The sequence below is a fragment of the Streptomyces sp. RKAG293 genome, from assembly GCF_023701745.1.
Classification (GTDB): Bacteria; Actinomycetota; Actinomycetes; order Streptomycetales; family Streptomycetaceae; genus Actinacidiphila.
The window spans coordinates 8,099,804-8,119,087 of sequence record NZ_JAJOZB010000001.1 but is presented as its reverse complement, the minus strand read 5'-3'; the positions used below and the strand labels follow the sequence as shown (position 1 = coordinate 8,119,087).

16 protein-coding genes are annotated in these 19,284 nt (G+C 70.0%); 11 read left to right on the top strand and 5 right to left on the bottom strand.

The genetic code is table 11. From position 1 onward, the window contains the following. Window positions 1-58 precede the first annotated feature (58 nt). Entirely contained in the window at window positions 59-1,648 is a 1,590-nt protein-coding gene (locus tag LNW72_RS35790; RefSeq protein ID WP_250979193.1) for an FAD-dependent monooxygenase, read from the bottom strand. A 275-nt stretch (window positions 1,649-1,923) separates the two neighbouring features. Between LNW72_RS35790 and LNW72_RS35785 the strand changes: the two genes are divergently transcribed. The 3 genes from LNW72_RS35785 to asnB are packed head-to-tail and all read left to right on the top strand — an operon-like array spanning window position 1,924 to window position 4,792. Next, window positions 1,924-2,385, top strand: coding sequence for a DUF1772 domain-containing protein (locus LNW72_RS35785; RefSeq protein ID WP_250979192.1), 462 nt, complete (start codon window positions 1,924-1,926; stop codon window positions 2,383-2,385). After that, on the top strand, window positions 2,382-2,915 hold the full coding sequence (locus LNW72_RS35780) for a hypothetical protein (RefSeq protein WP_250979191.1): 534 nt from the start codon (window positions 2,382-2,384) through the stop codon (window positions 2,913-2,915). The genes LNW72_RS35785 and LNW72_RS35780 overlap by 4 nt, the downstream gene beginning before the upstream one ends. Next, the gene (asnB, locus tag LNW72_RS35775; RefSeq protein WP_250979190.1) at window positions 2,912-4,792 is read left to right on the top strand and encodes an asparagine synthase (glutamine-hydrolyzing); all 1,881 of its coding nucleotides are present in this window, start codon (window positions 2,912-2,914) and stop codon (window positions 4,790-4,792) included. The genes LNW72_RS35780 and asnB overlap by 4 nt, the downstream gene beginning before the upstream one ends. A 68-nt stretch (window positions 4,793-4,860) precedes the next feature. Here the strand turns inward: asnB and LNW72_RS35770 are convergent, their stop codons facing one another. Continuing rightward, window positions 4,861-5,376: a hypothetical protein gene (locus LNW72_RS35770; protein ID WP_250979189.1), complete on the bottom strand. Its 516-nt coding sequence runs from the start codon at window positions 5,374-5,376 to the stop codon at window positions 4,861-4,863. Between the two features lie 215 nt (window positions 5,377-5,591). Here LNW72_RS35770 and LNW72_RS35765 point away from each other — a divergent pair, with 215 nt between their 5' ends. The 4 genes from LNW72_RS35765 to LNW72_RS35750 all read left to right on the top strand — a co-directional run bounded on the left by LNW72_RS35765 (window position 5,592) and on the right by LNW72_RS35750 (window position 10,879). Then, window positions 5,592-7,211, top strand: coding sequence for an FAD-dependent monooxygenase (locus LNW72_RS35765; protein WP_250979188.1), 1,620 nt, complete (start codon window positions 5,592-5,594; stop codon window positions 7,209-7,211). 35 nt (window positions 7,212-7,246) lie between these two features. Further along, window positions 7,247-8,809, top strand: coding sequence for an MDR family MFS transporter (locus LNW72_RS35760; protein ID WP_250979187.1), 1,563 nt, complete (start codon window positions 7,247-7,249; stop codon window positions 8,807-8,809). 2 nt (window positions 8,810-8,811) lie between these two features. Next, entirely contained in the window at window positions 8,812-10,332 is a 1,521-nt protein-coding gene (locus tag LNW72_RS35755; protein ID WP_250979186.1) for an FAD-dependent monooxygenase, read from the top strand. A gap of 178 nt (window positions 10,333-10,510) precedes the next feature. Then, entirely contained in the window at window positions 10,511-10,879 is a 369-nt protein-coding gene (locus tag LNW72_RS35750) for a SchA/CurD-like domain-containing protein (protein ID WP_250979185.1), read from the top strand. A 99-nt stretch (window positions 10,880-10,978) separates the two neighbouring features. On the opposite strand, the gene LNW72_RS35745 is transcribed toward LNW72_RS35750, so the two are convergent. The 3 genes from LNW72_RS35745 to LNW72_RS35735 form a co-directional block, all read right to left on the bottom strand. Continuing rightward, window positions 10,979-11,821 (bottom strand): AfsR/SARP family transcriptional regulator, encoded by an 843-nt coding sequence (locus LNW72_RS35745; RefSeq protein WP_250979184.1) that lies wholly within the window; start codon window positions 11,819-11,821, stop codon window positions 10,979-10,981. Window positions 11,822-11,842: 21 nt separating this feature from the next. Continuing rightward, window positions 11,843-12,574, bottom strand: a complete 732-nt coding sequence (locus tag LNW72_RS35740; protein WP_250979183.1) for a thioesterase domain-containing protein — start codon at window positions 12,572-12,574, stop codon at window positions 11,843-11,845. A 128-nt stretch (window positions 12,575-12,702) separates the two neighbouring features. Continuing rightward, entirely contained in the window at window positions 12,703-13,512 is an 810-nt protein-coding gene (locus LNW72_RS35735) for an AfsR/SARP family transcriptional regulator (protein ID WP_250979182.1), read from the bottom strand. Window positions 13,513-13,797: 285 nt separating this feature from the next. On the opposite strand from LNW72_RS35735, the gene LNW72_RS35730 reads away from it, so the two are divergent. The 4 genes from LNW72_RS35730 (at window position 13,798) to LNW72_RS35715 (ending at window position 19,228) form a co-directional block, all read left to right on the top strand. Further along, entirely contained in the window at window positions 13,798-14,052 is a 255-nt protein-coding gene (locus tag LNW72_RS35730) for a hypothetical protein (protein ID WP_250979181.1), read from the top strand. A gap of 175 nt (window positions 14,053-14,227) precedes the next feature. Then, window positions 14,228-16,375: a TOMM precursor leader peptide-binding protein gene (locus LNW72_RS35725; RefSeq protein WP_250979180.1), complete on the top strand. Its 2,148-nt coding sequence runs from the start codon at window positions 14,228-14,230 to the stop codon at window positions 16,373-16,375. A gap of 38 nt (window positions 16,376-16,413) precedes the next feature. Beyond that, a complete protein-coding gene (locus tag LNW72_RS41815; RefSeq protein ID WP_250979179.1) occupies window positions 16,414-18,045 on the top strand; it encodes a SagB family peptide dehydrogenase in 1,632 nt (543 codons plus the stop codon). Window positions 18,046-18,124: 79 nt separating this feature from the next. Beyond that, window positions 18,125-19,228 carry a histidine kinase gene (locus tag LNW72_RS35715; protein ID WP_250979178.1) on the top strand — a complete coding sequence of 368 codons (1,104 nt, stop codon included), beginning with the start codon at window positions 18,125-18,127 and terminating at the stop codon, window positions 19,226-19,228. Window positions 19,229-19,284: the final 56 nt, after the last annotated feature.

Below are 19,284 nucleotides of genomic sequence, written 5' to 3'. Positions count from 1 at the left end.
GGGACAGGCGGTGGCGCGGCTCTCCTGTGTGCTCTTGTTCCTGACAACTCCTGCCTCTTTACAAGGTGCGGGAGTGCGCCGCCCGGGAGAGGGCGTCGGCCAGGATCGCGGCCGGGTCGGCCACCGGGCCGCGGCTGCGCCAGGCGATGAACCCGTCGGGACGGATCAGCACCGCGCCGCCCTGGCCGACCCCGTACGCCGTGGTGAAGCCCGCACCGGCCGGCTGGGCCAGTACCCCGATACCGGACCGGGCGGCCAGCGGCGGCGCCGCGGCCAGCCAGGCACGGCCGTCGTCGGTGGTGTCGTCGGCCAGCAGCACGAAGTCCCGGGCGATCAGGTCGTGCAGCGGTACCGGGCTGCCGCCGGGCCGCTCGATCATGAAGTGCGGTGCCCGGGTGCCGGGTGTTCCGGTGGCCAGGTGCGGGTCCTCGAAGACCGCGCCGTCGTCGGCACCGTCCGGGTCGGCCAGCACCGCGCCGGAGCGGTAGCGCTGGCCGAACAGCACGGTCGGCTCGGGCCGGTGCCGTGCGGCGATCTCCTCGTCGAGCCCGTTGCGCTGCAGATAGCGGATGACGCCCTGTTCGACGGTGAACTCCGCGACCGGCAGCCGTTCCGGCTCGTAACTGTCCAGCAGTGAGGGCCGGGCCAGTCCGCGCAGCACCAGGGCGAGTTTCCAGGACAGGTTGTGCGCGTCCTGGATGCCCATGTTGCCGCCGAACCCGCCGGTCGGCGGCATCACATGCGCGGCGTCGCCGGCCAGGAACACCCGGTCGTGGCGGAACCGCTGCGCCACCTTGGCGGCGATCTCCCAGTCCTGCCCCGACTCCACCTCGACGTCGAGGTCCGGCACGCCGACCGCGGCGCGGATCAGCGCCAGGCAGCGCTCCGTCGTGTAGTCGGCGGCGGACTCGTCGGGCTGCAGGCTGACCGCCAGGCACCACCGGTGGGTGTACGGGTCGAGCTGCCCCAGTACGCCGTGCACCTCGGCGTTCTTGACGAAGCACAGGAAGAACTCACGGCCGGCGACCAGTGCGGTCAGATCCGCGTGGAAGATCATGATGAGCTGGCGGCCGAAGGCGCCGGGGCCCTCCGCCTTGATGCCGAGCCCGTCCCGGATCGGACTGCGGTTGCCGTCCGCCGCGAACAGGTAGTCGGCGCGGACGTCGTGCTCCTCGCCGGTCTCCACCGAGCAGATCCGGGCGGTGACCCCGTCCTCGTCCTGGGTGTAACTCACCATCTCGGTACCGAACCGGATGTCGGCGCCCAGCTCCTCCGCCCGGCGCTTGATCACCGGCTCCAGCCGATCCTGGCCGATCAACGTCCAGCCGGTGGCGCTGACGCCCTGCGGATCGGCCGGGAACGGGCCGTCGAACCAGCCGAGTTCGGGGCCGGCCAGCGACTCGACCTGCATGATGTTGCCGTATTGGGCGTTGGGCGTCTCGGCGGCCCTGACGTCCGCCTCCAGTTGCAGCGCCCGCAGGATCTCCATGGTGCGCGGGCTGGCGGCCTGGGCGCGCGGCTGCACCGAGACGGTGCGGTGGCGCTCCACCACCAGCGGTGGGAATCCCTGGTGGGAGAGGAAGAGAGCGGCCGACAGGCCCACCATGCTTCCGCCCACGACCAGCACAGGTGTCCGTTCCTCGGCCATGCACAGCCCCCTTGACAGGTAACGACCTGCCCCACGGTAGGGAGCGGGCTCGCGGTGTCCTGCGACTCCGCTCCCTCATCCACTCCCTACCGCGGGGCAGGTCGTAATCGGTTGGGGTCCACTGAACGGCTCGGGGCTCGGTGCGCGGTGGAGCACCGCTCGGGACCCGATCCCTGCCACGGCCCGGATTCGACCGGTCTTCCAGTACCCGCCGAGAAGCCCCTGGGACGTTCCCGGGACCTGACCGTGGTCCCACAGTCGAGAGAGGGATGAGCATGGTGTTGCTGCAAGTGCTGAGCGTCGCCGTGATCCTGGGCACCGGCATAGTCGCCGGGGTGCTGTTCGCCGTGGCGATCAGTGTCATGCCCGCGTTGATCGCGATGCCGGCGGACCGATACATCACAACGCACAGACTGCTCGGCCGCCGCTACGACCACATCATGCCGTACATCGTCACGAGCTCGGTGGTCGTCGACGTCTTCGCGGCCTTCCGGACCGACTCGGCCGGGAGCCGCCCGCTGTTCGCCCTCGCGGCGGTGTTCATGGTGGGGGTCGCCGTGGTGTCCCAGACCCGGAACGTGCCGATCAACAACCGGGTGAAGAGCCAGGACGAGAACAACCTCAGCCCGGACTGGCAGGATCCGCGGCTGCAGTGGCGCAACTGGCACGCGGTGCGCACCACGTTCGCGATCGTGGCACTGGTCCTGACCGCGACGGCCGTGGCGGTGCTCCGATGAGCCCCGCCGAGCGGCCCGTGATCGAGCTGGGACGGCCGGGTGACGAGGGGCTGCCCGACAACGAGGCGGTGATCGCCGCGCTGTCGGCGCCCACCCCCGGCCCCATGGCGCAGCGGTTGCTACTGCTGCACTTCACCGGCCGGCGCACCGGCCGCGCGTTCACCATTCCGGTGGGCGCCCACAGCCTCGACGACAACCTGGTACTGGCCACGTCCGGGACCTGGCGGCACAACTTCGCCGGCGGCGCGGACGCCGAGATCACCTGGCTGGGGGAACGCCGGGCCGCCCGGCTGGAGCTGGTGACGGAGCCGGTCCGGGTCGCCAACAGCTATCTGCGGCTGATCCGCCTCTACGGGCCCGCCGCGCAGCGCAGGCTCGACCTCACGATCAACAGTGACGGCCCGCCGACGACCGCGGACCTGCGGGACGCCGTCGAGCGGTACGGGCTCAGCCTCATCGACGTGCGGCTGCTCACTCCCGGGCCGTCCGCTCCCGCAGAAGCCGCAGCACCGGAGAGGACCAGGGCATGAGTGGAATCGTCGGCTGGGTCGACTACCAGCGCAATCTGTCCGGCGAGGCGCCGGTGCTGCGCGCGATGGCGGACACGCTCAACCATCGCGGCGGCGACGGCGAGGGGCAGTGGCTCTCCCAGCACGCCGGTCTCGCGCACCGCAGGTTCGCGGTGCTCTCCCCCGCGGACAGCCGGCAGCCGGTGATCGCGGACCACCACGGCGAGCCGCTCGCGGTGGCCCTGCTGGACGGGTCGATCTTCAACTTCCGGACGCTGCGCACCGAGTTGGAGGGGCGCGGGCACACCTTCCGCTCCGGCGGCGACGCCGAAGTGGTGGCCAGGGCCTATCTGGAGTGGGGCAAGTCCTTCGCCGAGCGGCTGGAAGGCGCCTTCGCGGTGGCCGTCTGGGACGTGCTGCGGCAGGAACTGCTGGTGGTGCGCGACCGCCTGGGCATCAAGCCGGTGTGCTTCGCGCGGACCGGCCCCGACTCCACCTCAGGGTTCGTCTTCGGCTCCGAGCCCAAGGCGCTGCTCGCCCACCCGGCGGTCGACCCGGTGGTCACCGCCGACGGCCTGCGCGAGGTCTTCGCGCACGGCAAGAAGCCGGGGACCACGGTCTTCCGTGATGTGACCGAGGTGCGTCCCGGGCATCTGGTGCGGGTGCACTCCGGCGGGGTGACCGAGGAGCGTTACTGGGGGCTGACCGCGGAGCCGCACACCGACTCGCTGGCGACCACCGTGGACACCGTCCGCGGACTGCTGTCGGAGTCGGTCGGGCGGCACCTGGTCGCCGATGTGCCGGTAGCGGCGCTGCTGTCCGGCGGTATCGACTCCAGCGCGCTGACCGCGCTGGCCGCCGGCGCGCTGAAGGCGGAGGGCCGCGGCGCGATCCGCACGTTCTCGATGAACTTCGCCGGCTACACGGAGAACTTCGAGGTCCACCCGACGATGCGGGCCACCCCGGACTCCCCCTTCGCGACGATGGTCGCCGAGCACGTGCACAGCGACCACACCGAGATCCTGCTCGACACGGCCGCGCTGTCCGACCCCAAGGTGCACGCCCAGGTCATGCGCAGCCAGGACACCCCCTCGCCGCTGGGCGACATGGACGTCTCGCTCTATCTGTTCTTCCGGGCGCTGCGCGACCAGGCCAAGGTGGTGCTCTCCGGAGAAACCGCGGACGAGGTCTTCAACGGCTACTTCTGGGCGTACGACCCCAAGCACGCCAACTCCCAGACCTTCCCCTGGGTGAACTTCGAGCGCGGTCACGACACCGCGGTCGGCGGCCTGGGCACCGCTCTGCTGGACCGGGGGCTGCGCGAGCGGCTGGACTTCATCGGCTACGCGGACGGGCACTACCGTGAGGCGGTCGCCGAGGCCCCGCGGCTGGCGGGCGACTCGCCGGCCGAGCGCCGGGCGCGCGAGATCACGTATCTCACGCTCACCCGCTGGGCGCCCACCCACCTGGACCGGGCGGACCGGATGAGCATGGCGGCGGGCGTCCAGCTGCGCGCACCGTTCTGCGACCACCGGCTGGTGGAGTACGTGTTCAACGTGCCGGCCGAGATGAAGCGGGTGAACGGACAGGAGAAGAGCCTGCTGCGGGCGGCCGTCTCCGATCTGCTGCCGGAGCCGGTGCTCAACCGCCGCAAGAGCGCCTACCCGACGACGCAGGACATCGAGTACGGCCGGTTCGTCCACTCGCGCTTCGTCGAGCTGGCGGCCGACTCCTCGGCCGCCGTCCAGCCGCTGCTGGACCAGGCGGCGACCAAGGCGGTGCTGGCCCAGGACACCACGCCCGAGGGCGCGTTCGCCTGGGTCGAGCGGGCCAACCTGGAGATGGTGCTGCAGCTCGACACCTGGCTCACCGAGTACGGGGTCCAGCTCAAGCTCTGATCCGTCTCGTCATGCCGAAGGGCCGGCCACCGGGGAGATCCGGTGGCCGGCCCTTCGCGCTACCTGACTCAGGTGTCGACGCCGACCCGGGTGCCGTTGATCGCGTCACCGGTGTGGCTGTACACCTGCGTGCCGGCCGGATCGTAGATCGCCACGTTCGCGGTGCCCGCCCAGTACGTGTCGGAACCGAACGTGCCGTTCCCCCACATGTGCATCTGCCCGGTGTACGCCCCGGTGGCCGGGTCGGTGTTCAGGATGTGGAAGTTGAAGACGAAGGTGTTCCGCCCGGTCGCCGACCAGTTGCCCATCCCGATGTGCGGGGCCGAGACGTGCATGACCAGCACCAGACCGTCCGAGGTGAAAGCGGTCAGCCCCGGCTGGAAGGTGTCCAAGTGCTGCATCTCGATGGTCCAGGCGCCGGGCAGCCGGCGTTCCGCCGCGTTGCCCGGCCGGGCCGGCGCCGTACCCGTGTGCGCCGAGGCCGCCGGGGCGGCCAGCATGCCCACCGCGGCCATTCCGAGGCCGAGCGTCCCCGCCGCGCCGGCCTTTCTGACGATGTCTCTTCGGGCTATCGCGTCCGTCATGTCCAGATCCCCCAGGGTGGCTGAAATGTGATGTTCCGGGTCCCGGCAAGCTCTCAGGGGCTACTGGAATTCGAATCGACGCGTACTGGAGTGCGAGGTCAGCTGGGCTCGACCCACCTTCTAGGCACCGCTGTCACGATCACCCGCGAGAGCTCCATGGAGATACACAAAAGGCCCACAGAGGTACTGAAGAGGCCCCGAGAGGGAGAAGTCCTATGAGCGATGACCGGGTCCCGGTCCTGATCGTCGGCGGCAGCCTCGTTGGCCTGTCCACGGCGCTCTTCCTGGCCGGGGAGAAAATCCCCTGCCTGCTGGTCGAGCGTCACCCCGGCACCTCCGTCCATCCGCGCGCGGTCGGGTACTACCCGCGCACCCTGGAGATCCTGCGCGCCGCCGGCCTGGAGGAGACCGTTCTCCAGGCGGCCGCCGGCTTCAAGGACCACACGCTGCGCGCCGGCCTGGAGTCACTGACCGGGCAGGTGTTCTGGAGCCGCGACGAGCTCGCCGGCGGTGACGAACTCGACGACCTGACGCCGAGCCGGATGGTGCTGCTGCCCCAGGACCGGCTGGAGCCGCTGCTGCGCAGCCGCGCCGAGCTGCTCGGGGCCCGTACCTCGTACGGCACCGAGCTGGTCTCCTTCGAGGCCGACGCGTCCGGTGTCACCTCGGTGTTGCGCGACCGCGCGGACGGCAGCGAGCGGACCGTGCGCAGCGACTACCTGGTGGGGGCCGACGGCCCGCGCAGCCTGGTGCGCGAGACGCTGGGTGTGCCGCGGCACGGGCGCGGCGTCATCTCGCACCAGCTGAGCATGGCGTTCACCGCCCATATGCGCGAGGCCCTGGACGGCCGCCGGTTCAGCGTGGCGCACGTCCAGAACGACGAGGTGACCGGGATCCTCGTGCACGACGACACCCTCACCGAGGGCACCCTCGTCGTCGCGTACGACCCGGCCGAGGGCGACAGCCTGGACGACTTCACCGACGAGCGGTGCGTGCATCTGGTGCGGGCCGCGATCGGCGTCCCGGACCTCGAAGTGCGCATCCGGTCCCGTTTCCCGTGGGAGATGGCCGAGTTCGCGTCCGAGGAGTACCGCCGCGGCCGGATCTTCCTGGCCGGCGACGCCGCCCATGTGATCCCGCCGACCGGCGGCTACGGCTCCAACACCGGTATCGCCGACGCCCACAACCTGGCCTGGAAACTCGCCTCGGTGATCCGGGGCACGGCGGGCGCGGGACTGCTCGACAGCTATGACGCGGAGCGCCGGCCGCTGGGCGACTTCGTCGCCGACCAGGGAGCCCTGGAACTCGCGGTCCGCTCCAACACCGCCACCGACGAGCAGCGCGCGCGGATCGCGGATCCGCTCGCCGTGACGATGGGGTACCGGTACGTCTCCGGCGCGGTGCTGAACGGCGCCGGCGACGAGGCGGCGGACCCGCCCGCGGTCATCGACCCGCGGACGACCGGCGGCCGGCCCGGCACCCGCGCGCCGCATCTGCTCGTGGAGAGCCAGGGCAAGGAGATCTCCACGCTCGACCTGTTCGGCGGCGGCTTCACGCTGCTGGCCGGGGAGGACGCGGACCCGTGGTGCGAGTCGGCCGGAACCGCCGCCGAGGAGCTGGGGACACGTCTCACGGTCCACCGGACCGGCGGTTCGCGCGGGCAGGTGCTGCACCCGGTCACCGGCGACTTCACCGAGGCGTACGGGATCGGCCCGCAGGGGGCGGTGCTGGTGCGCCCCGACGGATTCGTCGCGTGGCGCAGCCACGGCGCCGCGGCCGGGCCCGCCGACGAGCTCGGCACCGTACTGCGCCGGCTGCTCGCCCGAGACAGCTGACCGACCGATACCGAAGACCCCCGAAAGGAACGGCCGTGGCCGCCACTCCGATCCCCCGTCACATCAAGTTCATCCTGGCCGGTCTCATGCTCTCGGTCTTCATGGGCATGCTCGACGGCCAGATCGTCGCGACCTCCCTGCCCAAGGTCGTCACCGACCTGGGCGGACTCAACCTGTTCGCCTGGGTGACCACCGGGTACATCATCGCCGCCAGTGTGATCACACCGCTGTCCGGCAAGCTCGGTGACCTGTTCGGCCACAAACGCGTCGTCATGGGCTCCATCGGCGTGTTCATGGCCGGCTCGCTGGCCTCAGGACTGGCCGGTTCGATGCACCAGCTCATCGCCTTCCGGGTGCTGCAGGGGCTGGGCGCCGGCGGTCTGGTCACCGGTGTCTTCGCCATCCTCGGCGCACTGTTCAGCCCCCGTGACCGGGCGAAGTACCAGAGCTACTTCGCCGCGAACTTCGCCGTGGCCGCGCTGGCCGGGCCGGCCGTCGGCGGCATCCTCTCCGACCACCTCGGCTGGCGCTGGGTGTTCTTCATCAACCTGCCGATCGGGATCGCCGCCCTGCTGATGCTGGGCCTGCTGCTCAAGCTGCCGGTCATCAAGCGCAACCCGGTCGTGGACTACCCGGGGATCGCACTCCTCAGCGGGGCGATCGTCACACTGATCCTGTTCGCGAGCTGGGGCGGCTCGCGGTACGCGTGGAGCTCCCCGGTCATCATCGGGCTGGGCGCCGCGACCGTGCTGATCGCGGCGCTGTTCATCGCCGTGGAGCGCAAGGCCGTCGAGCCGGTGATCCCGCTGCGGCTCTTCCAGGACTCGACGTTCTCCCTCTGCGCCGCCCTCGGCATCATCGGCGGCGCCGTCTTCCTGGGCTCGGTCAACTTCCTGGCGCTGTTCGCCCAGGGGGTGACCGGCGCGAGTGCCACCGTCTCCGGCCTGGTGCTGCTGCCGATGATGTTCGGCCTGGTCGCCAGCACGATGATCACCGGCCAGGTGATCTCCCGGACCGGCCGGTACAAGTGGTTCCCGGTGGCGAGCATGGCCGTCGGGCTGGTGGGCGTGTCCCTGCTGGCCACCATGACCGCCGACACCAGCCGGGTGGTGGCCTGCCTCTTCATGATCCTGCTGGGGATCGGCTCCGGGCTGTCCCAGCAGGTCCTCACCCTCGCCGCCCAGAACTCCGCCCCGATGCGCGACATCGGCGCCATCACCGGGACGGTGACGCTGGCCCGTCAGGCCGGTACCGCCCTGGGGCTCTCGGTGTTCGCGACCATCTTCTACACCCGGCTGGGACACCAGCTGCCCAAGCACCTGACGCCCGCCCTGGAGGCCGAGCTGGCCGGCAAGGGCGGCGCCTCCTCGCTGGCCTCCACCCACGGTCTGTCGCCCGCGCTGGCGCACGCCGTCTCCAGCGCCTACGCCGACGCTCTGACGCCGGTGTTCATCGCGACCATCCCGCTGCTGGCGACCGGTCTCGTCATCGCCCTGTTCCTCAAGAACGTCCCGCTGCAGAAGGCGGAACGCGGCGCACCCGCCGCTGCCAAGCCCGAGCCCCAGCTGGCCCACGCCAACGAATCGGACAAGGACTGACTATGGCAACGCCCCATGATGTCGACGTGATCATCGCCGGTGGGGGGCCGGTGGGTGTCTTCCTGAGCTCGGAACTGCAACTGGCGGGCATCCGCAGTGTGGTGGTGGAACGCCTCGCCGAACGGAGCCCCCACTCGAAGGCGTTCGGCCTGCACTCCCGCTCGATGGAGGTGCTGGACCGGCGCAACCTCATCGACCGGTTCACCGACGGAGCGCGGTCCTGGAGCAACGGGCACTTCGCCGGCCAGGACGTCTGGATCGACTTCAGTGTGCTCGACAGCAGCCACGCCTACGCCCTGCTGGTCCAGCAGACCAGGACCGAGGAACTGCTCGAGGAGCACGCGCTGCGGTCCGGGGTGGAGATCCGGCGCTCCCACGAGATCACCGGCGTCGACCAGGACGAGGACGGTGTGACGGTCCAGGTCACCGGCGGCGGCGCGGACTACGCGCTGCGCGGCCGGTATCTGATCGGCTGTGACGGCGGCCGCAGTCTGGTCCGCAAGGCGGCCGGCATTCCGTTCCCCGGCCAGGGCGGGCGGGTCACCGCCCGGCTCGCGGACGTGGTCCTGGCCGACGGCGAGAACGCGCCGATGGGCATGGAGCGCACCGAGAACGGCCTGCTGTTCTGTGTCTCCCTCGAAGAGGGGGTGCACCGGGTCGCGACCTTCGACTACACCGAGGAGGGCCGCAAGAGCCCGGACGAGACGCTGACCCTGGAGGAGTTCCAGGACAGCATGCGCAAGGTCTGGGGCACCGACCTCGGGGCCCACGACGCCCGCTGGCTCTCCTGGTTCACGGATTCGGCCCGGCAGGCGGAAACCTACCGGCACGGCCGTATCCTGCTGGCCGGCGACGCCGCGCACACCCACTTCCCGGTCGGCGGGCAGGGCCTCAACCTCGGTCTGCAGGACGCCTTCAACCTGGGGTGGAAGCTCGCCGCCGAGATCAACGGCTGGGCACCGGAGGGCCTGCTCGACACCTACAACGCCGAGCGCCGGCCCCCGGCCGAGGGCGTCATCGGCAACACCCTGGCGCAGATCGCGCTGATGAACCCGGACCCGATCGTCACCCCGCTGCGGGACATGTTCAACCAGCTGATGCAACTGCCCGACGTCAACCGGTTCCTGGCCGGCATGATCGCCGGCGTCGATGTGCGGTACCCGCCGCAGGGCGGGACGCACCACCAGCTGGTCGGCGACTTCGCCCGCGACATGGTGCTGAAGGGCGCCGACGGGGACGTACAGCTCGCGCATCTGCTGCACGACGGGAAGCCCGTCCTGATCGACCTGGCAGGACAGCCGGAGACCGGTGCGACGCTCGCCCGCTGGGCGGCCGCGGCGGGCGCCGGCGACCGGGTGCGGTCCTACGCCGGGGCCGCCGAGGCGGCCCCCGGCCTGGCAGCGCTGCTGATCCGCCCCGACGGCTACATCGCCTGGGCCGCGGACCGCGACGCCACCCCCGGTGAGCTGGTGGACGGGCTGTACCTGGCCCTGTCGACCTGGTTCGGACGGCCCTCCGCCTGACCCGTCCTCAGCACCCCGGACCGTCCCCGGCCCCCGCGCGAACCTCTCGTGCGGGGGCCGAGCCGCGCTCCAGTGCCGCGAGAGCGCGAAGGTGACCATTGATGCCGGGGCCGTTCCCGGCCCGCAGCGGCGGGCCCGCCCGGTCCGCCGGTTCCCCTCACCGCCTCGGAGGCCGCCCATGCCGTTCGCCGCCATCACCTACGACATCAAGGCCGGGTACGAGAAGGAGATCGGGGAGATCTTCGGCGGCTTCCGCCGGGTCGGATCGCCGGTCGTGAAGAGCGAGGGTGAGGAGACCACCCGGATCCTCGCCACCGCCGTCTTCATCAGGGACGCCACGATGGTCCGCGTCATCGAGTACGAGGGCGACCTGCAGGACGTCGCCCGCTTCATGGCCTCGCAGCCCGGCGTCCAGGAGGTCGAGCGCAAACTCGCCCCGTACCTCACCCGGCCGCGCGACACCGGCACTCCGGAGGGCTTCATCGCCACCTTCAACCGGAGTCTGCTCACCTGCCTGACCCAGATCTCGGCGCGCGACGCGTCCTGATCCATCTGGCCGCGCCTGCGGCGTGCTGACAGGGCGGCGGCCCCGGTTTCCCGGGGCCGCCGCCCTGTCAGCACGCCGGTCGTCGTACCCCTCCGGCCGTCAGCCGGCCCGCACCACCCGCAGCGGTCCCCCGCCGGGCAGCGACCCGACGGAATCGCATTCGAGTCCCGGGTCCGACGCCAGCATCGCCTGCTGCAGTTCCTGGAGCGCCGAGGACGGGTCGAGGCCCAGTTCCCTGCCCAGCACGACCCGCATCCGGTGGTAGGCCTCCAGAGCGCCGCCCCGGCGGCCGGCCCGGTACAGGGCGAGCATCAACTGGCCCTGCAACCGCTCGTGCGTGGGGTGCTGGGCGGCCAGCCCGGCGAGTTCGCCCAGGATCTCATGGTGCCGGCCGAGCCGCAGATCGGCCTCGATGCGCTGGCTGAGGATGCTCATCCGCGATTCCTCCAGCCGGGTCACCTCCGCCTCCAGCAGCGGGCCGACCTGCACGTCCACGAGCGCCGGGCCGCGCCACAGGGCGAGCGCCTGCTGGAACAGCACCGCCGCTCCCGCGTGGTCACCGGTCTCCAGCGCACGGTGGCCGGCGCCCGCCAGCCGCTCGTACTCCACCGAGTCCACGACGCCGCCCTGGGTGTCGAGCAGATAGCCCCCGGCCTCGGTGACCAGAACGCTCTTGGCGCCGAGCGGAAGGTCGGGCTGGTCCTCCCCGGCGAGCGCTCTCGTGATCAGGTTCCGTATCTGCAGGATGTAGGTCTGCAGGGTGGTCTGCACGCTGCGTGGCGGGTTGCCGCCCCACAACTCCTCGATCAGCGAGCTCACCGAGACCACCCGGTCCGGCTGGAGGGCGAGCAGGGCGAGCACCTTGCGGGGCTTGATCGCGGTCGGGACGACGGAGAGTCCCGCCTGCGTCACCCGGCAGGGGCCAAGTACACCAATGTCCATCTTCTCGGCTCCTCTCGAGCGTCAGACGGCCGGTTCCAGCGGGCGGCGCTCATCGAGCACGTCGCGCAGCAGTCCGGCCAGGTCGGCGTCCCTCACGAACAAGTGGTCCCCGGGCACCGAGCCCGTCCGGAATCCCTCGGGCGCGTAGCGGGACCAGGCGTGTACCGCACCGGGCGATACCAGCAGGTCGTCCTGGCCGGACACGGCCAGCACGGGGCACGGGAGCGGATCGCCCGCCGCGGCCCGCAGGCTGCGGGCGAGCAGCAGATCGTCGCGCATGATCGTCATGGTCAGCCGCAGCCACTGCGGCCGGTCGAGCAGCTGGCTGGAGATACCGCCGGAGGCCTTCATCACCGAGAGCACTCCTTCCTCGGAGACGTCCGCGCCCTCGAGCACCGGCATCCCCAGATGCGGTGCGGAGCAGGCTCCGACGGCCAGCACCTCCGGCGGACGTCCGCCCGCCCGGTGGTGATGGAGCGCGAAGGAGTACGCCACGAGAGCGCCGAGACTGTGCCCGTAGAAGGCATACGGCCGGTCGAGCAACGGACCCAGTTCTGCTTCCAGCTCCCGCGACAGTTGCTCCCCGTCGACGACGCGTTCTTCACGCAATCGCGTCTCGCGTCCGGGAAGTCGTACCGGGATGACGGAAATGTCAGAGCCGAAACGATTCTGCCATCGAGCGAACGACAAGGCGCCGCCCCCCGCATGATGGAAACAGAATAGCCGCAGCCTGGCGGCCGATTTAGGCCTCACCGCCAGATATCCACCCACAGCTGACCGCCTCCTGGACTTGTCCCGCCCACATCCGGACGGATGCCGCGATCGTCCACAGGCCGCCTGGAAAGCGACTTGACGCAGGCTGGAGGCGGTGGCGCCGGCTCTCAGCCGATACTCGACACCCCGACGACCGCGCCCGAGGGAACCCCGTCGAGTACCGGGTCCGCCGAGAGAATCGCCCGCTGCAACCGCTGTACCCGGGCGGAGGGCTCCAGGCCCAACTCGTCCACCAGGCCCGACCGCAGCCGGCGAAAGGCCTCCAAAGCCTGCGAGGGCCGGCCGCACCGGTATAAAGCGAGCATGAATTGCGCGTGCAGATTCTCGTGCAACGGGAATTCCGCGGTGAGACCGGCCAGTTCGCCCAGGAGTTCATGGTGCCGGCGCATGGCCAGATCAGCGTCGAGCCGGCGCTCCAGCGCCGCGAGGCGGCTTTCCCGCAGCCGCATCACCTCGACCTCGAGCAGCGTCCCGTGCTGCAGGTCGACCAGTGCAGGTCCCCGCCACAGGTTCAGTGCCTCGCTCAGCCGGCGGGACGCCCGAGCGGCGTCCCCGGCCTCGTATGCCGCGTACCCGGCCACCGTCAGCTGGTCGAACTGCCAGGCGTCGACGGCGGATGCGTCCATGCTCAGCTGGTAGCCGCTGTGCCGGGTGGCCAGCACGTCCTTCGCCCCCGTCACCGACCCGAGTGCCGCGCTCAGTTTCCGGCGCAGCTGCAGGATGTAGGTCTGCAGCGTCGTCGGCGCACTGCGCGGCAGATCGGATCCCCACAGCTCCTCCATCAACCGGGCGACAGTCACCACGTGGTTGGCGTTGAGAGCGAGAACGGCCAGGATCTGCCGCGGCTTGGCGGCGCTGGGCACAATCGAAGTGCCGGCTTCACTCGCCGTCAATGGTCCCAAGACGTTGATCTCCACAGGTGCCGTCCTCTCCCCGTTCCACGCCGCCGTTGTGTCGTCTCGACCCGGCGATCGCTGCGCACATAGGAGCACGAGCAAAGGTTCCCACCTAGGGGATCGGACTGAACAGTGAGATCTTCACGGGTTTCAGGGGGAGCACGGGAATCCGAGATCATGAAATCTTCACATGAGTTCCGTGACCGACCCACTGTTCGCTGCCCAATTTTCAGCCGCACACTCCTCGGTGTACGGCCAGGAACGCATCCACAGGCCGTCGACACGCCTCAGAACTGGAGAACGAGAATGGACGCAATAGAGCAGGACTGGCGCTTCGCGGAGCTGGTGGCGCTCAGTTGGATCGAGCCGGACTTAAGCATCCGGTACGCCCAGAACCCCTCCCAGGTGCTGGCCGAGTTCGGCCTGCACGTCGACGGCGACGGCAGTACCCCTGACCTGCCGCCGGCGCCGGAACTGGCACTCGTCATCGAGGACTTCGCCGCCGCATCGACGGCAAAGGCGTGCACCGGCTGCGTGGGCTGCAAAATAGCCGCCAACTGAGCCAATAAAACCGGACAGGCATGAGGGGGATGCTGCTGTGACCGAGTTCAAGGCTCATTTGCGCGCTGAAGTGATTCCGGGTGAGGGTACTTATCTCTTCTCGGAACGGGACGTGAAGATGATCGACTGTCCTCAGTTGGAGCTGGTTGCTCCGCTCATGGACGGCCGCCGGGGATTGAACGAGATAATCCGGGACGCCTCACGGGAACTCGCTCCGGAGCAGATCGGATACGTGTTGGCGCAACTCGCCAATGCCGCGCTGGTCGACTTCCGGCGTACCGCACGCACGCTGGAGAACCCGGCCAGGACAGGCCTCGCGTTCTGGGAACTGGCCGGACTCGACGGTGCTCGGACCGCCGCCCGGCTCGCGGACGGATCCGTCCGCATCCTCACGGTCGGCGCGGTCGACGGCAGTGCGGTGCGGGCCGCTCTGCAGGCCACCGGGCTGTCGGTCGACACCACCTCGGCGGTCGCCGGGTCGAGCTGCGAGATTCCGCGCACCGACCTCTCCGTCGTGGTCTGTGACGACTACCTGGCCAGTGAACTGGCCGCCGTCGACACCGCACACCGCGCGGCCGGCCGGCCGTGGCTGCTCGCGAAGCCGCACGGGGCCGACATCTGGCTCGGCCCCGTATTCCAGCCGGGTGAGGGCCCGTGCTGGAACTGCCTCGCCCACCGGCTGCGCGGTCACCGGGAAGTGGAGAACCACGTTCAGCGCACTCTGGGCCGTTCCGGTCCGCTGCTGATTCCGCAGGCCTCGATACCCCCGAGTCAGGGGGTGGGACTGCACATGGTGGCGCTCGAAGCGGCGAAATGGATGGCGGGACACCGCTATCACGGGCAGCAGTCCGTCCTCACCCTGGACAACTTCACGATGACGGCCCGTCATCACGCGGTACAGCGCCGCCCGCAGTGCACCCACTGCGGTGATCCGGCACGCAGCACCGAACGGATCGGTCGTCCGCTGCCACTGCGTTCGCGCACCAAGGCGTACGCGAACGGCAGCGGCGACCGGTCCGCCTCCCCGGAGAACGTGCTGGCCCGTTACCGGTCGCACGTCAGCCCGGTGACCGGGGTGGTGAGTCAGCTCGGCCCCGACCCGGCCGCGCCACCCGGACTCCAGGTGTACCGGGCGGGGCACAACATGGCGCTGGGGACGCCCGGTCTGCGTTCGTTGCGGCAGGGCTTCCGCGGCATGAGCGCCGGCAAGGGCGTCACGTCGGTGGAGGCCGAGGTCGGGGCGCTGTGCGAGGCGCTCGAGAGATTCTCCGGCGTCTTCACCGGCGAGGAGCTGCGGGTCCGCGATTCACTGCGGAACCTCGGCGACCGGGCCATCCACCCGAACCGCTGCCAGCTCTTCGACGAGCGGCAGTACGCGGACCGGGACGGCTGGAACGCGACGCACGGCGACTTCCACCAGGTGAACCAGGTGTTCGACGCCGACGCGGAGGTGGACTGGACTCCCGTCTGGTCGCTCACCGAGCGCCGGCAGCGGCTGCTGCCGACCAGCCTCATGTACTACAACACCCCCGGGGCGTCCGGCCGCGGCTTCTGCTCGGCCGACTCCAACGGCTGTGCGGCCGGCAGCAGTCTGGAGGACGCCATCGTCCAGGGGTTCCTGGAACTCGTGGAGCGCGACTCGACGGCGCTGTGGTGGTACAACCGCACCTGCCAGCCGGGGCTCAGTCTCAGCGCGTTCGAGGAGCCCTGGATCGCGGAGCGGCGCGCGCTGTACGCGGGCCGCAACCGCGAGGTGTGGGCCCTGGACCTGACCGCCGACTTCGGCATCCCCACGGTGGCGGCCCTGTCCCGGCGCACGGACAAGGAGGACGAGGACATCGTGATCGGGCTCGGCGCGCACTTCGACATGCGGGTCGCGCTGCGCCGGGCGCTCACCGAACTCGACCAGATGCTGCCCTACGTCATGAACGCCCGCCCGGACGGCCAGGGTTACGACTGCACCGGCGACGACATCCTGGAGTGGTGCCGTACGGCCACCGTCGCCAACCAGCCGTATCTGCTGCCCGATCCGGGGGCTCCGCTGCGCACTCCGGGCGACTACGCGTACGCCGCCCGCCCGGATCTGCTCGACGACGTCATGGCCATCCAGCGCATGGTGGAGGCCAAGGGCATGGAACTACTGGTCCTGGACCAGACGAGGCCCGACATCGGCCTGCCGGTCGTCAAGGTCATCGTGCCGGGACTGCGCCACTTCTGGGCCCGTTTCGCACCGGGCCGCCTGTTCGACGTCCCGGTTCTGCTGGGCCGTCGCACGACGCCACTGGGGTACGAGAAACTGAATCCGGTTCCTCTCTTCCTCTGACATCGCGTCCGTACCACCGCAGCTGAAGGAGACCCCCTGTGCACCCAGAACCACGCCCCGACGTAGGCACCGACCTGCGCAGGGTCTCCTTGTGGTCGCTACGGGAGGACGTCCATCTGGAACGGGCGTCCTCCGCCGGCGGGGCGGTGCTGCACAGCCGGTGGGGTGATGTGATGGTGGCCGGCTCCGACGAACTGGTCTACGAGTCACTGCGCAGGATGAGCTTCGGACCTGTCGATCTGGAGAACATCCTGCGCGCCACCCCCCGGCCGTACGCCGAGATCACGGCGAGCGACCGGGCCCGGCTGCTGGCGTTACTGGACAGCATCTCCTACCTCGTCGTCCGCTCCCTGGGTCTGGACGACACAGAACCGCAGCTGCTGGACATGGTTCCGATCGCGCGCGGCGCCCGGCTGGACATCCGGTCGGTGCCGCCCGACCAGCCGCTGCGGCTCTCCCGGTTCGCGGTACTGCAGACCAGGGACGAGCTGCTGGTCCTGGAGTCCGCGCTGTCCCTGCACCGGGCGCAGTTCCACCGGCCCGAGGCCGCCTGGGTGGTCGGGGTGCTCGGCAAGGCCACCACTCTGAAGGCCGCGACGGCCGCGCTGCCGGTCGCGGACGGCGTCGTCGCGGACATCGTCGCCTATCTCACCGCCGCCGGCATGGTCACGCTCGGCGAGCACGACGAGAACGGCGCGGTGGTGTTCGCCGAGGACCACGATCCCTCACTCATCACCTGGACACCGAACGAGCTGCTCTTCCACACCCGTACCCGGCTCGGCCGGCACGACGGCGACTTCGGGGCCACGTTCCCCTACCTCGGCCAGTTGTCCCCGGAACCGGCCGTCAAGAGCACTCCGGACGGGGAGCGTATCCCGCTGTTCCGGCCCGATCTCGACGCGGTGCTGGCGGCCGACCCGCCGCTGACCGCGGTGCTGGAGACCCGACGGTCCACCCGTACCTACGCGGAGGAGCCGCTCAATGAACGACAGTTGGGCGAGTTCCTCTACCGGATAGCGCGGATCCGTTCGCTGTACAGCAGTATCGGTCTGGAGCCCGCCTCCTATCCCGCCAGTAGCCGGCCCTATCCAAGCGGCGGATCGGCCTATGAGCTGGAGTGCTACATCACGCTCAGCCGCTGCGCGGGACTGGCGCCCGGCAATTACTACTACGACCCCTACGGCCACTGTCTCGTACAGCTGGACGACCCGTCGAACTCAGCCGCCGAACTCCTGGCGCATGCGAGCGCCGCCGCGGGTATGACCACGACACCCCAGGTCCTCATCACCATCACCGCGCGCTTCCGCAGGCTGTCCTGGAAATACAGCGGTATGTGGTACGCCCTCGCGCTCAAGCACGTGGGCGTGGTCCAGCAGACGATGTGCCTGGTGGCCACGGCGATGCGGCTCGCTCCGCTGCCGCTGGGCAGCGGCGACATCGAAACGTCCGCCCAGGCGTTCGGTCTTGACTGGCGCGAGGAATCGAGTATCGGCGAGCTGCTGCTCGGCCCGCTGGCACCGGACGACACCACCGCCGCGGCAGAAAGTGCCATGGGCTACCCGGTCAATGACAGCGATTGGGGCGACAGATGCGCGGCAACAGCAATTCAAGTTCATCCCGTAGCGAGTAGTCTTCCGGCACGGCCTGGTGCTCAGCACGATGACCGCTGATCCATTGCTGCAGGGGAGACAAGTAATGGTCGGTGCACGGGGGCAGGTAGAACACGATCTGTCAGGTGGCGACATTCCTGTGCCCCGGCTCGGCCGGGTCATCGTCGCGCTGACGACGTTCGGTTATCTGGCGCTGGCGATATCGAGCATGTTGGGACGGCATGTCGCGACGCGTGACATCGCGTTGGGGATCCCGATACTGATCCTGCTGTTCCTGCTGCAGAATCTGCACTCGCTGCCCAATCGCGGTGGCGCCAGACCCCGTTACTGGATCTGGACGCTGTCCGCGCAGGGCCTGCTCACCTACATCCCCTTCCTGATCTTCAAGGAGAGCTGGGTGGGGATGCCCGGCTTCTTCTCCGGATCCCTCCTGCTCTGGATACCCGGCGCCGCCGGATGGATCAGCGCGGGAACGGTGTCGGTCACGCTGTTCCTGATCGAGAAACAGCTCGGCGCCGATTCGTTCACCTCCTTCTACTACGGCTGCGGCGCCGCGATCATCGGCCTGTCGATCTTCGGGCTGACCCGGCTGGTGGACCTGCTCGTCGAGGTGCAGCGGGCCCGCGCCGAACTCGCCCGGCTGGCGGTGGCGCAGGAGCGCGACCGGGTCGCGAGGGATCTGCACGATCTGCTCGGCTACAGCCTCTCCGCGATCACCCTCAAGGGAGAGCTCGTCTACCGGCTGGTGAACAGCCAGCCGGAGCGGGCCTGCGAGGAGATCTCCACGATGCTGGCCATCTCCCGTCAGGCACTGTCCGATGTGCGCATGGTCGCCAGCAGATACCGCGACATGTCGCTGGCCGCCGAGATAGCCGCCACCCGGGCCGTACTGGTCTCGGCCGACATCGCCACCGTGGTGACGGTCGACTGCGGGCCGCTGGAGGACCGGGTCAACACGGTGCTGTCCACCGTGCTGCGGGAGGGCGTGTCGAACCTGCTGCGGCACAGCAAGGCGCAGCACTGCGTCATCGAAGTGGTCCTGGACAAGGGCGTGGTGCGCCTGCGGCTGGAGAACGACGGGCTCAACAGCTCGCCGCCGGTCGCGACCCGGCGGGACGGCCGAGGGCTCGACAACCTCTGCACGAGGCTCGGTGAACTGGGCGGCACGCTCAACGCCGCGGCGGCCGAGGACGGCTGGTTCCGGCTGGTCGCGCTGGTACCGCTGGCCGGCGCGGCGGCGTAGCAGACCGACGGTCCGGTACGCGCGGCGGCCGGCGGGGCGGTCCACCCGCCGCCCCA